This window comes from Vicinamibacteria bacterium (genome assembly GCA_035620555.1).
Lineage (GTDB): Bacteria > Acidobacteriota > Vicinamibacteria > Marinacidobacterales > SMYC01 > DASPGQ01.
The window spans coordinates 1-14,060 of record DASPGQ010000098.1; the positions used below are offsets into that span (position 1 = coordinate 1).

General features: G+C 63.0%; 11 protein-coding genes. 5 read left to right on the forward strand and 6 right to left on the reverse strand.

Annotation, left to right across the window (positions count from 1 at the left end):
- Positions 1–166: 166 nt before the first annotated feature.
- Together VEK15_03975 and VEK15_03980 are read right to left on the reverse strand one after the other, a co-directional pair.
- Positions 167–2,803, reverse strand: a complete 2,637-nt coding sequence (locus VEK15_03975; GenBank protein HXV59828.1) for an ABC transporter permease — start codon at positions 2,801–2,803, stop codon at positions 167–169.
- On the reverse strand, positions 2,800–3,126 hold the full coding sequence (locus VEK15_03980; protein HXV59829.1) for a helix-turn-helix transcriptional regulator: 327 nt from the start codon (positions 3,124–3,126) through the stop codon (positions 2,800–2,802). The genes VEK15_03975 and VEK15_03980 overlap by 4 nt, the downstream gene beginning before the upstream one ends.
- Positions 3,127–3,286: 160 nt before the next feature.
- Between VEK15_03980 and VEK15_03985 the strand changes: the two genes are divergently transcribed.
- Positions 3,287–5,011, forward strand: coding sequence for an amidohydrolase (locus VEK15_03985; GenBank protein ID HXV59830.1), 1,725 nt, complete (start codon positions 3,287–3,289; stop codon positions 5,009–5,011).
- 147 nt (positions 5,012–5,158) lie between these two features.
- Positions 5,159–6,724, forward strand: coding sequence for a peptide ligase PGM1-related protein (locus tag VEK15_03990; protein HXV59831.1), 1,566 nt, complete (start codon positions 5,159–5,161; stop codon positions 6,722–6,724).
- On the opposite strand, the gene VEK15_03995 is transcribed toward VEK15_03990, so the two are convergent.
- Positions 6,710–7,054, reverse strand: a complete 345-nt coding sequence (locus VEK15_03995; protein ID HXV59832.1) for a Rieske 2Fe-2S domain-containing protein — start codon at positions 7,052–7,054, stop codon at positions 6,710–6,712. The two genes, VEK15_03990 and VEK15_03995, sit on opposite strands and share 15 nt — an antisense overlap.
- On the opposite strand from VEK15_03995, the gene VEK15_04000 reads away from it, so the two are divergent.
- The 3 genes from VEK15_04000 to VEK15_04010 all read left to right on the forward strand — a co-directional run bounded on the left by VEK15_04000 (position 7,047) and on the right by VEK15_04010 (position 10,524).
- Positions 7,047–7,922 (forward strand): exodeoxyribonuclease III, encoded by an 876-nt coding sequence (locus VEK15_04000; GenBank protein ID HXV59833.1) that lies wholly within the window; start codon positions 7,047–7,049, stop codon positions 7,920–7,922. The genes VEK15_03995 and VEK15_04000 overlap by 8 nt on opposite strands.
- Before the next feature lie 84 nt (positions 7,923–8,006).
- A complete protein-coding gene (locus tag VEK15_04005) occupies positions 8,007–9,263 on the forward strand; it encodes an MmgE/PrpD family protein (GenBank protein HXV59834.1) in 1,257 nt (418 codons plus the stop codon).
- Between the two features lie 295 nt (positions 9,264–9,558).
- Positions 9,559–10,524, forward strand: a complete 966-nt coding sequence (locus VEK15_04010; protein ID HXV59835.1) for a hypothetical protein — start codon at positions 9,559–9,561, stop codon at positions 10,522–10,524.
- Between the two features lie 6 nt (positions 10,525–10,530).
- Here the strand turns inward: VEK15_04010 and VEK15_04015 are convergent, their stop codons facing one another.
- From VEK15_04015 to VEK15_04025, 3 genes are all read right to left on the reverse strand, one after another.
- Positions 10,531–12,237 carry a sodium:solute symporter family protein gene (locus VEK15_04015; GenBank protein ID HXV59836.1) on the reverse strand — a complete coding sequence of 569 codons (1,707 nt, stop codon included), beginning with the start codon at positions 12,235–12,237 and terminating at the stop codon, positions 10,531–10,533.
- Entirely contained in the window at positions 12,234–12,503 is a 270-nt protein-coding gene (locus tag VEK15_04020; GenBank protein HXV59837.1) for a DUF4212 domain-containing protein, read from the reverse strand. Before VEK15_04020 ends, VEK15_04015 begins: the two co-directional genes overlap by 4 nt.
- 60 nt (positions 12,504–12,563) lie before the next feature.
- The coding region (locus VEK15_04025; GenBank protein HXV59838.1) for a glycosyl hydrolase family 65 protein at positions 12,564–14,060 on the reverse strand (1,497 nt) is incomplete at its 5' end.

A 14,060-nucleotide genomic window follows, 5' to 3' on the forward strand; every position in this document is an offset into this window, starting at 1 on the left:
CGCCGGGAACGCTCGCGGTGGACGACGACGCCACGGCGCGCCTCAGGGCGGAGATGACGGGGTCGTGACGACCGTCGCGTCCATCGCCTCGCTTCGTTCCCGACTTCGAGTCTTGACGTTCGAGGCCCCGCGCTCGTCGACGCAGAGACCGCAATTCACCCATTGCTCATTCGAAGCGAAGGGCGACGGTGGGCTCCACCCGACTCGCGCGTCCGGCGGGGAGCCAACAGGAGATGATTCCCACGACCGTCACGAAAAGCGACGTTGAGACCAGGAGACCTGGACCCGCCGCCACGAGCTTGGTGAGCGTTCCCATCATCAAGCGCTCCACGAAGACGGAGCCAGCGAAACCGAGGAGAACCCCCGCCGCGATCGGAATCATCTCCCGCCGCAAGCTATCGCGCCGCACCCGATCCCCGCTCGCGCCGAGCGCCATACGGATCCCGATCTCACGGACTCCTGCGCTGACGATCGCCGACGCGACGCCGTAAACCCCGACTACCGCGAGCAGAAGGGCGAGCAGCGCGAAAGCGACGAGAAGCGCGGAGACCACCCGGGAGGCGGAGAGAGACTGCGCCACGAAATCACCCAGGCTTCCGAGCTGGACGATGGGAAGGTCGGGATCGACGGAGCGCACGACTTCGCGCGCGGCGGCGGCGAGAGCTTCGGGGTCGCCGTCCGTTTTCAGGATCATCAGCATCCGGCCGAGCGGCCATTGCTCGAGCGGGCGGTACATCTCGGGACGGGGCTCGCTGTCGAGTCCGTGCTGTCGCACATCGCCAACGACTCCCACGATGACGAATTCCGGCCCCGTCGGCGAGAAGATGTGAACCCGCCGGCCGATCGGATCCTCGCCCGAGAAAAGGCGTGATGCCATCGTCTCGTTCACGATACCGACGGCAGTCGCGTCGTCGCGATCGGACGGCGCGAAATCCCTTCCCGAGAGGAGCGAAATTCCCATGGCGCGGAAGTACCCGGGCGTCACCACGCGAAAGTTGGCATTGGGCAGAGGCTCGTCTTCCGCGTAGGTCATACCCTCGGGAACGTAAGGAAAGTTCCAGTTCCCGGTGCTCATGGGCAGTAGGTGAATGCCGCCTGCCGCGCGCACACCGGGGATCCGTTCGAGGCGGGGCAGAAGCTCGCGATAGAGCTGTCGCTTCGCCGGTGGCTCTTTGTAGCGCGAATCGGGAGCGTTGACGCCGACGATGAGCGCGGGCTCCGCATCGAAGCCCGGGTCGACTCGACCGAGCTGGATGAGGCTCGACACCATGACCGCGGCGGCCGTCACGAGAACGACTGACGAGGCGACCTCGAACACGACGACGAGCCGCGGAAATCCCTGACGCCTTGCATGGGTCGCGCGAAGGCCTCCACCGAGCCAGGAGGCGACCTCCGTCCGGCTCGCGCGAAGCGCGGGAAGAGCGCCGAACAGAAGGGCCGCACCGCAGGATGTGAGAAGCGCGAAGCCGAGCACCCGAACGTCGAGGCTCATCTCGGCGGCGTGCACGGCTTCGCGAGCCACGACGGGTCGGATCGCAGAGATCGCGAGACCCGCGGCGGCGGTGCCTAGAGCGCCCCCCGCCACGCCGAGAAGGAGTGACTCCGTCACGAGCTGCCGCACCACGCGACCACGGCCCGCTCCGAGCGCAGAGCGCATCGCGATCTCTCGGGCGCGCTCACCGTGCCGAGTGAGCAGAAGGCTCGCGACGTTCGCGCATACCAGAAGAAGCACCATGCCGACGGCGAGGGAAAGCAGCGCGAGATAGCTGCGCGTCTCGCCGACGATGACACGATCGAGCCTTTCCGCACCGGCCGCCGCAACCGCTTCCTCGGGAATCCTCGGATACATATTTTCTCGTACGAGCCGCGCCATTCGAATCGTATCGTTCGAGGCCGCCTCTACCGACACGCCGGGCTCGAGGCGACCGATCGCGCTCAAGAACCACGATTCATCTTTTTCCAGATCCTCGGGGCGCTCGAGAGGCAACCAGGCCTGCCAGCGAGATTCTCGTTGAAGAGAGACGTGGGCTTCCGGCATCACGCCGATCACGCTCACGCCGTTTCGTCCCGGTCCCGCCAAATCGATGCGGCGGCCGACGATTCCGGGATCGCCGCCGAAGCGACGCATCCACAAACCGTGGCTGATTACGCCGACGTCTGAGCTCCCCGGCTCTGACTCCTCAGGGAGAAAACCGCGGCCAAGGGCGGGTTCGGCTCCCAGGACGTCGAAGTAGTTCGTCGTGACCACTGCGCCTTGAATCTCCTCCGCCTCTCCGTCCCCGGCGAGCGTGAAGGCCCATCCGCTGTATCCCGCGAGATCGGACAACGTCCTCGACTCGTCGCGAAAGAAAGCAATGATCCGCTGGTTGAAGCTCTCGGGCCGCCACCAAACCCGGACGAGAGCATCCGGCTCGTCGAATGGAAGCGGCTTCAGGAGGATCCGATCGACGGCGGTAAAAAGGGTCGTGGCCGAGCCGATGCCGAGGAGAAGGGTTACGAGGATCGTCCCGGTCGTGCCCGGCCTCTTTCGCAGCGATCGCAGTGCAAAGCGCAGGTCGAGAATCGTAGACTCCATGGGTTGACCTCCGTGGCGTTGTTTCTGCCGGGGGGCGGTCTGCGGAAGCCTCCACTCGTCCCAACGGACGATGACCGCGTTCTTCGAGAGATCCCAAACGAGCTCGAGGAAAGCCGCGTCGCGCTTCGCATAGAGCTCGACGAGCTCGGCTCCATGGGCTCTTCGGAACGCGGGAGGAAAGAGACGCAGCAGGCGCTCCGCCCATCGGCGCCTGGATCGCTCCGTCACGAGGTCCGCAGCCGGCCCGTCCGCCGCACCCAGGCAATGACGCCCGAGAGCATGGCCGCCTCGGCCTCGAGCACGTCGCCGCCTTGGCGCGTCAAACGATAGAAATTGCGGCGATCGTCAGAAGAGTCCGGCGCGACGAGACCTCGCTTCGACAGGCGGTAGAGCACCCGGTACAGGTCGCCGGGACGGATACGAACCCCGCCCGCGGTTTGCTCCTCGATCCTTCCCACGAGCCCATAACCGTGGGCCGGTCCCGGTTGGAGCGCGGCGAGCACCAGAAATTCGAGCGCGTTCAGCAGCAGCCCGTCCTTTCCCTTGGCCATGGGACGCAATGGTACTACGTAATTTGCTTATACGCAAACTGCGTATATTGGCGTCGGCCTCGGGCTTGAGCTCGTCGCCTGCGCTTCAAACGCGTTGGAAAACAGTCCGGCGGTCCAGGATAGAATCCAGACAGTTTCGGAAAGAGGGGAGGAGGCTAGGATGGAAACAACCCGAGCACCGTCCATCGTCGCGATGCTGATCCCGATCGTATTCGCGGCGTCAGGGGTTGGTGACGCTCAAGAAGCCGATACCGTCTACATCAACGGAAACGTTTATACGGTCGACGAGGAGTTCGAAACGGCTTCCGCCTTTGCGGTGAAAGAGGGTCGATTCATCTATGTGGGTAACGATGCCGGAGCCCAGGCCCACGTCGGCCCTCGTACCTTTGTGTCGGACTTGAATGGCAAGACGGTAATCCCCGGTTTACATGACGCCCATATCCACATCCGATTCGGGGAAAGAGAGCTTTACCCCCGCACACCGGACATCCGGCGAGTCATCGGTGAGTGGGCTTCCGTCGAGCGAATGCAGGAAGTGATCCAGCGCTCGCTGGCTACCGGGGAAGGCATGCGTCCCGGGCCAGAGCCTCGGTGGTTGGTATTGACGGGTTGGATGGCGGATGTCTGGGATCCGCCGGTATTTCGCAAGGAATTGATCGACGTCGTGGCTCCGGACAATCCCGTATACATCATCCGGTACACGCATGGCAGCGGGGCCAACAGCAAGGCCCTCGAGCTCGCGGGCATTACGCGTGACACTCCCGATCCGGAAGGGGGTCACATCAAGAAGGACGAGAACGGGGAGCCAACCGGAGAATTCGTGGAAAGGGCACCACCGCAATTGCTCGACCTCATCCCATCTCTGCCGCCAATGACCAACTATGAATTGAGCCGCAACCTCGTCGAAGGAACGCAGCTGGCGCTGGCGGCTGGACTTACGACGCTTCATGGCGCAAGCGCCGGTACCAGCTATGAAGACGTTCAAAGACGTCTGAAGCTCTACGAAGTGGGTCTGCTCAGGATCAGAATCAACCAGATGGTGAGCGAGGAAACGGCGAAGAAGCTGGGCGAGCCTTTGAACTATGACAACAGGTTCTTCGTTCAATCCGTCAAGACGCTCATGGATGGCGCCTTGGGCTCGAGGGGAGCGCATTTCCTCGAAGAGTACAGCGATTATCCCGGTTTTCATGGGGAGCCACGACGCACCGAAGACGATATGGCTCGATCGGCGACCGATTTGTTGCGCATCGGTTTCAATATGAGAGTTCATGCGATCGGTGACGCCGCCAATCGAATTGCGCTCAACGCCTTCGAAAGGGCCTTGAAAGCGACGGGGAAGGATGGAAAAGATGCCAGGTTCGCCCTCGAGCATTGTCAGGTGCTCTCTCCCCAAGACATACCCAGACTAGCCAGGCTAGGAGTGATCGCTTCGATGCAGCCTCTGCACGCCACCGAGGATATGCATTTTGCCGAGGCCCGGTTGGGACCGGCACGCATGGAGGGTGCTTATGTTTGGAAAACGCTCCTGAATCACGGCGTGGTGGTGGCTACGGGGACGGACTATTCCGTATCTCCGTACGATCCCTTCTATACCTTGCACGCTGCCGTCACCCGCCAGGACCGGGAGAACAATCCGCCGGGTGGCTGGTATCCGGCGGAGGCCATGAGCCGCGAGGAGGCTCTACGGGCGGCCACCATGGCGGGCGCCTACGCCATGCACGCGGAAGACATCCTGGGGTCGATCGAGGTTGGAAAGCTCGCTGACTTCGTCGTCATTCCCGTGGACTACATGACGGCCCCGGCTCCGGATCTCTGGAAGATCAAACCGGAAATGACCGTCATCGGGGGAGAGGTCGTTTACACGAAGCCGCTGGAAGTACAGTAACAGCGCTCTAAGAGGCGGATGGAAAACCACGACCCAGACTGCCGAGCGGTGGCCAAAACGTCTGCCGTACTTCAGGCAGTGTAGAAGATTAAACGCTCTTCCATCTTTGCCGACGACTACGAAGACATCGGAGAAGCAACCATGGTCATGACGCCACCTCTCGAGGTTCCTCCGCTCGGCATCCTCGAGGAGGAGGCGCAGCGCCGGTTCGACCGGTTGCAGCAGAAGTTGATTCGGCACTGGGAGCGGATCCGGCGCCTCAACGACAGCGAGCAGACGATCGTCGTCGTCCCATCGCTATCGCTCGATTTCGAATGCCAGGGCGCGGAGATGCAAGCGTACGAGGAACGCATGCTGTTCATGCTGCTGCTGCTCCGTCAACCGAGCGCACGAATGGTCTATGCCACCTCGCAGACGATCCTGCCCGACACGCTGGACTATTACCTGTCGCTTCTGCCGGGAGTCGTCAAAGTCCACGCGCTCGCACGGTTCCACAACGTGGCGGTCGAGGATCGCACGCCGCGCCCGCTGTCGGTCAAGTTGCTCGAGCGCCCGCACGTCCTGGAGAGGATTCGCTCGCTGATCCGCAATCCCGACAGCACCCACCTGGTGGCCTTCAACGTCACCCGTTACGAGCGCGACCTCGCGCTGCGTCTCGGCATTCCGCTGTACGGCGCCGATCCGAAGTTCTGGCCGCTCGGGTCGAAATCGGGAAGCCGCGAGGTGTTCGAGGCGGCCGGCGCCAGCTACCCGATCGGGGTCGAAAACCTGCGGTCTCTGGAAGAGGTCGAGGCGGCGCTCACGGAGATGCGGCGAAAGAGGCCCGACATCGTGAGCGCCATGGTCAAGCTAAACGACGGCGTGTCCGGTGATGGCAACGCGGTCGTGGATCTTGCACGGCTCCCGGATGACGGCGAGGTGGCTGCGGCCGCTCTCCAAGAGCGACTGCACGCGATCCGGTTCGAATCGTCCTCGGCGACGTTCGAGGGGTTTTTCGACGCCATCGCGAAGCTCGGCGGCGTCGTCGAGGAGCGGATCGAGGGAACCGGCTTCGCGAGCCCCAGCGTGCAGATGCGGGTCACGCCCCTCGGCGAAGTGGAAGTGCTCTCGACCCACGACCAGCTGCTGGGCGGACCGGGCGGGCAGAGCTTCCTCGGCAGCAAGTTTCCGGCGGACCCGCGCTACGGTCCACTGATCGCCAGCGAGGCGAGGAAGATCGGCCAGGAGCTGGCACGCCGCGGCGTGCTGGGCCGATTCGCTGTCGACTTCGTCGTGGTGCGGGACGAGAAGGACTTGTGGCAATCGTACGCCATCGAGATCAACCTGCGGAAAGGTGGCACGACGCATCCGTTTCTGATCCTGCAGTTTCTGACCGACGGTCGATTCGATCCGGAGACCGGCGAATTTCGCGCGCCGAACGGGGTTGCGAAGTACTACGTCACCAGCGACCACCTGGAACGAACGCTGTACCACGCCTTCTCACCGGCCCAGCTGCTCGACGTACTGATCCGGCACGGCCTGCACTTCGACCACGCCCGGCAGACCGGCATCCTCGTTCACATGCTGGCGGCCATCGCCGAGAACGGAAGATTCGGCGTCGTCGCGGTCGAAAACGATCCGTCGGACGCGCAGCGGCTCTACGAAAAGGTACAGCAGGTCGTAACCGACGAGGCGCGCAGGGCGATCACGCCGAGGAAACTACCGGATATCTGAGCAAGGCTTCGTTTCGAGCGAGCCTTGAATCCGCGGGTAGCCTTCGTGAGGGCAGCGGTTGTCTATCGCGTGGACGGCGTCGCCTGTGGAGAAGAGAACGATCTGATGTTTGCCGTGGCGGAAGAGCGCCCGGCCCCTGTCGCGTATCTCGGAAGCGCTCAGCGCACGTGTCCAGCTCATGCCTTCATTTGATAGCACGTTTGGTGCCGATGGCATAGAGCTTGCGGCGAACGTCGCGCGTAGCCGATTCCGCAGCGAGCGCTCGGACGCAAGCAACCTCGGCCCGCTGGGACGTTGACCCCGGAAGAGGTATCTTGGAGCGGTGCGCATCGCGACCTGGAACGTCAACTCGCTCAAAGCGCGCCTCGACAAGGTCCTGTGGTGGCTCGAGCGGGCGAGGCCTGACGTGCTCCTGATGCAGGAGACGAAGCTCGCGGACGAGGCGGTTCCTGCCCTCGCGTTTCGAGAGGCAGGCTTCGCGCTCGCCCATCATGGGCAGGGGCGCTGGAACGGCGTCGCCATTGCGAGTCGTTGCGGGATCGACGGGATGATCGTCAACTTCGGAGAGTCCCTGCGCCCTCCGGCAGCGCCGGACGCCATCGAAGAGGACCCCCTCGCCGAGGCGCGGATGATCTCGGCTGTCTGCGGCGGGATCCGCGTCGTGTCTCTTTATGCGCCAAACGGACGAGAGGTGGGCTCGCCCTCTTATGACGCCAAGCTCGCGTGGTTCGACTGCCTCGCGCGCTGGCTGTCCGAAGCCAACGATCCGCACGATCCGCTCGTGCTCGGGGGTGACTACAATGTCGCTCCCGAAGACATCGACGTCTGGGATCCGTACGCGGCGCACGGCGGGACGCACGTCTCGGAGCCGGAACGACGGGCGTTCGCTCAACTATGCCGCTGGGGCTTGGTGGACGCTTACCGCCTGCACCACGAGGAACCCGGCCGCTACACGTGGTGGGATTATCGCGCCGGGAATTTTCACAAGAACCGCGGGATGCGCATCGATCACCTCCTGGTGACGAAGCCCCTGCGCGGGCGTACGGTGTGGGCGGAGATCGATCGCGAAGCACGCAAGGGCAAACCCATACCGTCCGACCACGCCCCTCTGGTAATCGACCTCGATGAGCCCGGGTACGCCTTTGACGCGGGCTGGGTCTCGGCGGAAGCGCGCATCGCGGTGCGGCAACGCCGGTAGACCTCGCGGACTACAGGCTGACGCGATGTTCTGGATTGAGGTGATGGCGGGCACGGCGCGCGTTCGCGCGGAGTGAGCGGGATCGTGACGACCCTCACCTCATTGGCACGCTTCGTTCACGAGCTCGAGCTCGACTGCCTGCCACCGGAGACGCTCGATCGCCTCGAGCTCCACCTTCTCGACACGCTGGGAGCTCTCGATGCGGGATTGAAGATCGCCGATGCTAAGCCACTGGGGGCGAAAGGCTCGTCTCTCCTCGCGTATGTCGCGGCAACCCGGGAGACGGAGCTCGACGACATTCATCTACCATCGTGCATCACACCCGGCTCGGTGGTCGTGCCTACCGCGCTGTCTCTCTCGACCGCATCGCCCCGTGACTTTCTCGCGGCTCTCGCCGTCGGGTACGAGCTCATGCTGCGACTCGGGCTTGCCATCGGAGGCCCGTCGATCCTCGGCCGAGGCATCTGGCCAACGCTCTTCACGGCCCCCCTCGCAAGCACGGCAACCGCAGCCCGGGCCTTGCGGCTTTCGCTCGAACAGACGACCGGCGCGCTGGCTACGGCGCTCGCGCTTACCAGCGGTACCGCGATCCGACCTGGCTCTTCGTCCACCTCTCGCTGGATGACGCTCGGATGGGCGGCGGAGACAGGCGTTCACGCAGCGAAGGCGGCACGAGAAAACATCCTCGGCCCGCCGGATCTTCTCGAGGGTCTCGGCTTTCGACTGGCAGGGGTCGATCTTTCCGAGACCGCCATCGTCGAGGCTCTCGGAGACAGATGGCGGATCGACGAGCTTTCTCTCAAGCCCTACCCCGTCGCCCGGCAGGCGCTCGCCGCCGTGGAAGCCTGCCGCGAGCTCGGCGAGGCCCATCGACTCGAGCCGTCCGTCGTCGACGAAGTCCTCGTGCGGGTGCCCGGCCCGCAGCGAGTCGTGATCGATCGTCCCGGCGTTCCCGAGACGCGTTTCGAGTCCATCGCGAGCGTTCAATACCTCGCTGCCCTCGCCCTTGTCGCCCCCGCCGAGCTTCCGGACTTCCATCGCACCCCCGTCTTCGTGAACGATGAGCTCCGTAACCTTGCGGCTCGGGTCCGCGTCGAATCGGCGCCCGAGCTCGAGCACCACTACCCGCGGATCTGGCCAGCGCGCGTTGCGATAAGGTGCGGAAGAGAACGCCACGAGAAAGAGCTCCTTCACCCGCCCGGCGACGTTGAGAGCGGCTTCGGTTGGGACGCCGTTATCGCCAAGTACCGGTTCGGCGATAAATCGTGGGCGCATGAGCTACGCCGACTTCACCAGAAGGCGGTCTTCCCTTCCTCTTGGCCTCAGATCACCTCCGCCTGAAGCGATTCTCGAAGGCTCTCGATGGTGCCAAATCTGTGCTACAATTTGCGCCTTCAACTCGATAGGGAGTCATGATCGTGCTGAAGCAAACGTTCGTTGCGGGTCCGGCCCTCGGCGGTCGTACGCTCGGCGTCACCGGCTTCCGTATCGTTCCGCACCTGAGTCCTCGATTGTCTTCGCCGAAGCCGTAAGGACGGCGTAGGGCGGCGACCGCCGCACCGGGTCGGCCTCGACACAATCCGTGTATCCATTGTCAGAAAACGCGGGGAGTTGTCCCCGCTTTGAAAGGACTCGTGTGGACTTTGCCCACGCGGGGGAGGTTCTCGATTGCCTGTCTTCCGAGCGACGAGTCTTCCCCTACTTCAAACATCGCTATGCCCTGATTCTTCTCGCCCTGGCGGCGGGCCGGGGCCGATCCGTCTCCGAGCTTCGACGAACCCGGCTCGCCAGCCTGTTGAGAAAGCCCGTCCTGGGCACGCTTGCGGATCGAACCGAGATCTCGGCGACAGACCTAGCAGGCGTGTGGCCCACCCGGTTCGAGAGCTATGTGCTGACACTCGGTCTGTGGGGAAACCCGCATCGCCGGCGGCGGTACTACCAGATCAGCCGAAGGGGCGTCAACCTCGTACTGCAGCTCAACTTCTCGATGGCCCACGACTGCGCCTACCGCAGGTTGCTCCGCCCGGACGACGACGATCGTCATCCTTTCGTATGGTGGTCCCACCCGGTCAACAAGGCGGGACGCCAGACCCTCGCCTGGGTACGACTGGACATCGATCTCGAGGAGGGCGAGGCGCTGATCGAAGAGGTTCAAAACGACTGGGTGCGCAACGCCCTGAGGATCCATGAGGAGCTAAAGCATGAACGGCTGTCATACGGCACGTGCGTGAACCACTGGATGATGCGGGGCACCAGCCGGCGTTACCGAGACGTCGACCGTTACGTCGAAAGCGTGCTGGACCCGCATCGGCACATGTGGGACGAGGCCGCGCTTTCCGCCGCCATCGAGTTTCTCGTCCGCGACGTCGGGATCCGAGAGATCTACTACCACACGTGGGAGGGTGGCCGCGCTCTGAAGGACATGTTGCGAGAGCATCCTCCCGTGTCGCACTACGAGAATCTGCCGCGCCGCTTCTGCTTCGAGAGGGTCTCCCAAGCGCCGCGATTTCTGCGCAACGAGCCGGGGCACCGGTTCCGTCGACGGGTCCGCGAGGCCGCCCAGCGGCATGGGTTCTGGTTTCTGAGCTGTCCGGCGGCCTGATGGACCCTACGCCGAAAGCTCGTGGCCGGCCCCGGCGCCTCTCGGAACCCGAATATCCTCGACGAGCTTCTGCACCTCGCGCGGCGGCGCGGGGGTAAAGCGAGACACCGTTGTCGCGACGAGAAAGTTGATGACCATACCCAACGTGCCGATGCCTTCCGGAGAGACGCCAAGCCACCAGTGCTCCACATCGTTGAGCTCGGGATACAGAAACTTGAAATACAGGATGTAGCCGAGAGTGAAACCGATACCCGCGATCATACCGGACACCGCTCCGTAGTGGTTCATGCGCTTGCTGAATATCCCGAGCAGAATGGCGGGAAAGAACGACGAGGCCGCCAGACCGAACGCAAGAGCCACCACCTCCGCGACGAAGCCGGGCGGGTTGATCCCGAAGTAGCCTGCCACCACCACTGCCACACCGGCGGCGGTGCGAGCCGCACGAAGCTCCCCTTTCTCGGTGATCGACGGGTGGAACGACTTCTTCAAGAGATCGTGGGCCACCGAGCTCGAGATGACCAGCAGCAGGCCCGCCGCCGTCGAAAGTGCGGCGGCCAGTCCGCCCGCCGCAACGAGACCCACGACCCATGCCGGAAGACTCGCGATCTCGGGATTGGCGAGCACCATGATGTCGCGATCGATCGTAAGCTCGTTGGGAACGGAGGACAGCGGCCCGGTGTATTGAATGAGACCATCCCCGTTCGCGTCCTCGAACTGGATGAGGCCGGTCGCTTCCCAGTTCCGAAACCAGTTGGGCACGCTGGCATAGGGCTGGTTCGCCAGCGTCGTCAATAGGTTGGTGCGCGCGAAGGCCGCCACCGCCGGCGCCGTCGTGTAGAGAATCGCGATGAACAGCAAGGCCCATCCCGCGGAGCTCCGTGCCTGCCGCACCAGGGGTACGGTGTAGAAGCGCACGATCACGTGAGGCAATCCCGCGGTACCGACCATCAGGGCGGCGGTTATGAAGAGAACGTCGAGGGTGGCCTTCCGTCCCTCGGTGTAGACTCCGAAACCGAGCTCCCGGGTGAGGCCGTCGAGCCGTTCGAGCAAGAACGTCCCCGAGCCGTCCACCACCGTAACCCCGAATCCGACTTGCGGGATCGGGATCCCGGTCATGAGAAGCGAGACGAAGATCGCCGGGACGAGGTAGGCGAAGATGAGGACACAGTACTGGGCAACCTGGGTGTACGTAATCCCCTTCATCCCGCCCAGCACCGCGTACAAGAACACGATCATCATGCCGATCCAGACGCCGACATGGATCTCCACACCCAAGAAACGTGAGAACACGATCCCGACGCCTCGCATTTGACCTACGACGTAGGTAAAGGAGACGAACAGAGCGCAGACCACTGCCACGATCCGCGCCGTTTGCGAGTAGTAGCGATCGCCCACGAAGTCGGGCACGGTGTACTTTCCGAATTTCCTCAAGTACGGCGCAAGCAATAGGGCGAGAAGTACGTATCCGCCGGTCCATCCCATCAGGTACACCGAACCGTCGAATCCCATGAACGCGATGAGACCAGCCATCGAGATGAAGGAGGCCGCGCTCATCCAGTCGGCCGCGGTGGCCATGCCGTTGAGAACCGGTGGCACCTTCGCCGCCGCCACGTAGAAGTCACCGGTCGAGCGTGCGCGCGACCAGATGGCGACCCCGATGTAGAGCGCGAAGGACAGCGTAACCAGAACGAACGTCCAGGCCTGAACGTTCATCGATCTTTCCGCTCGTGCAGGTTGAACCGGCGATCCAGGCGGTCCATCAGGCGCACGTAGATAAAGATGAGGATCACGAAAACGTAGATCGACCCCTGCTGCGCGAACCAGAACCCGAGGGGAAATCCCCCGAGGCGGATTCGATTGAGACGTTCCGCGAGAAGGATTCCAAACCCGTAAGAAACCAGGAACCAGACGGCCAAAAGAGTAAAGACATAGCGAAGGTTCGTCCGCCAATATCTCTGCCTGTCGCCGCGACGCGTCATCCTCTCCTTCTATCCTACCGTCCTGAGTCGAGGAAGCGCGCTCTCCGATCTCGAAAACGATTACAAGTCGATTTCGCGCACCATACCCTCTTCCAGCTCGAAGCGGGTGTCCTTGACCTCGACGGCAACCGCTTCGGCTCCGTGCGCGAGGGACTCGAGTCTGAGTCGCTTCGACGTGACGTCGAGCTTCAGCCAGTGATTGCGGTAGCGCAGGTTGAGGCGGATGCGATGGAGCTCTTCGGGAAAGAGAGGATTGAACCGCAGAACCTGCCCCCGGGCTTCTAGCCCGGTGTAGCAGCGCTGGACGAGGTCCACGGTGCCCGACATGGCGCCGAGGTGGATGCCTTCGGCCGTCGTGCCTCGCTGGTCGTCGTAAACGTCCGTTCTCGCCGCCTCGCGAAAGAGCTCCCAGGAACGCTTCCGGTCCAGCCTGGATGCGACCCAAGCATGGATCACGGCGCTCAGAGAGGAGCCGTTCGATGTCCGCTTCAAGTAATAATCGACGTTCTTGGGGATGGTGTCGTACTCGAACGGATATCCAAGCTGCTCGAAGATCTCGCCGAGCTCGTCGGCAGAGAACAGATAAAAGAGCATCAAGACGTCGGCCTGCTTCGAGACCCGGTACCGGTTCGGCGTGTCTTCTTCGGCTTCCAGGATGCGATCGAGTCGTCGGATGTCATCGTAACGGTCACGGTAGGCTTCCCAATCCAACTCCTCGAGGGTCTCGTAACGCTCGAACTGAGAGATGATGCCGTCACCGTGAAACGGCACCCGCATCTTGCGGCGGATCTGCTCCCAGCGTTTCCTTTCCGATTCCTGGATGCCGAGCTTTTCGCAGAGCCTGTGGCATTCCTCGTCGGGGAGCAGTTCGAAGACATCGAGCGCTCGATTCAATACAAAAACCGCCATGATGTTGGTGTAGGCATTGTTATCGAGACCAGGTCGCTCCGCCCCGGGATAAGCGTCGTGGTATTCGTCCGGGCCCATCACGCCCCGGATCTCGTACCGATCCAGTTCCCGATTGTAGGTCGCGATGCTGGCCCAGAAGCGCGCGATCTCGACGAGCATCTCCGCCCCGTAAAACGAGAGAAACTCCAGATCTCCGGTGACTTGAAAGTACTGCCACAAATTGTAAGCGATGGCGGCGTTGATATGCCTCTGGAGATGGGTGTTGTCGGGAATCCACCGCCCCGAACGGGGGTTGAGGTGCAGCATCTGGGTCTCTTCCCGGCCGTCGCTTCCGCTTTGCCAGGGGAACATGGCGCCTTTGTAACCGAGCTCTGCCGCTGCCCGCCGCGCCTCGGGGAGTCGACGATAACGATAGAGAAGGAGGCTGCGAGTCAGCTGAGGCATTCGATAGTTGAGGAAGGGAAACACGATGATTTCGTCCCAGAAGATGTGACCGCGGTAGGCCTCCCCGTGCCAGCCTCGGGCGGGAACTCCCACGTCGATATCCAGCGAGTGCATCGAGGCCGTCTGCAGTACGTGGAAGCTGTAGAGGCGCAGGATCCTCTGGAGCTCGCCGTCGCCCTTCTTCGTCAACTCCAGATCAGTATC

Coding starts and splice junctions, on each gene's coding strand:
- VEK15_03980 (HXV59829.1), bottom strand. CDS start 3,126: ATGGCCAAGGGAAAGGACGGGCTGCTGCTGAACGCGCTCGAATTTCTG.
- VEK15_03985 (HXV59830.1), top strand. CDS start 3,287: ATGGAAACAACCCGAGCACCGTCCATCGTCGCGATGCTGATCCCGATC.
- VEK15_03990 (HXV59831.1), top strand. CDS start 5,159: ATGACGCCACCTCTCGAGGTTCCTCCGCTCGGCATCCTCGAGGAGGAG.
- VEK15_03995 (HXV59832.1), bottom strand. CDS start 7,054: ATGCGCACCGCTCCAAGATACCTCTTCCGGGGTCAACGTCCCAGCGGG.
- VEK15_04015 (HXV59836.1), bottom strand. CDS start 12,237: ATGAACGTTCAGGCCTGGACGTTCGTTCTGGTTACGCTGTCCTTCGCG.
- VEK15_04020 (HXV59837.1), bottom strand. CDS start 12,503: ATGACGCGTCGCGGCGACAGGCAGAGATATTGGCGGACGAACCTTCGC.